Origin of the sequence: Pseudoalteromonas sp. Angola-30, assembly GCF_028599215.1 — a bacterium.
Taxonomy (GTDB): domain Bacteria; phylum Pseudomonadota; class Gammaproteobacteria; order Enterobacterales; family Alteromonadaceae; genus Pseudoalteromonas; species Pseudoalteromonas atlantica.
Window position 1 is genome coordinate 1 of sequence record NZ_JAQREI010000043.1, and the last position, 874, is coordinate 874.

The window sequence follows — 874 nt, forward strand, 5'->3', positions numbered from 1 at the left end:
CACTTGGCGCGGTGGTATCGATGTTACCGCTGCCGGTGATATCAGTGCTGTTACCTGCATCATCGCTAATGCTGGCCTCAATGCTGTACGGTCCTTCTGCAAGTGCCGTCGGTACTTCCACTGAGAAGTTGCCGCTCGCATCCACGGTGGTGGTAAAGGTTTGCTCTGCCCCTAAATCATCGATAACCGTAAAGGTGATCACGGTGCCTTCAACCGCATCACTGGTGCCGCTTAGGGTCGGTGTAGCATCGTTACTTGAACCTGGGCTGGTTAAATCAAGTGTTGGCGCAATGGTATCAACCTCCCCTGCACCTGTGGCGGTCGCTGTGTTACCCGCTGTATCGGTTACGCTTGCACTTACGGTAAAGTTGCCTTCAGCAAGGGCTGTTGTAACCGGCACTGACCATGTACCACTTGCGCCCACTGTAGCGGTAATGGTTTGCGCTACACCGGCATTGTCTGTCACAATAATTGTGACTTCACTGCCTTGTGGCGCATCACTTGTGCCGGAGATCGTCGGTGTCGTGTCGTTGCTAACGCCGTTATCTGTAATAACAAGGCTCGGTGGGGTTAAATCAATCTCGCCAGTTTCGCTCGCGCTGCCGATATTACCCAGACCGTCGTCTACTTCTGCGGTCACTGTGTATTCACCTTCCGCTAATTCACTCGGTGCATCAACGCTCCATACGCCACCGGTGACGGTGGTATCAACAGTCGTAATATTACCCGCGCTATCTTCAAACGTTAAGCTAATGGTAGTGCCATCGGCTGCATCACTTGTCCCATTAATGGTTGGCGTGGTGTCGTTGGTATCAACCAAGGCATTAATGCTAATGCTTGGCGCGGTGGTGTTTAGCGTGGCGGTTTCACTAAC

At 52.6% G+C, this 874-nt stretch carries 1 protein-coding gene; it reads right to left on the reverse strand.

What is annotated here, in order from left to right:
- On the reverse strand, positions 1–874 hold an 874-nt coding region (locus PSH54_RS20500), incomplete at both ends, for an Ig-like domain-containing protein (protein WP_273607002.1).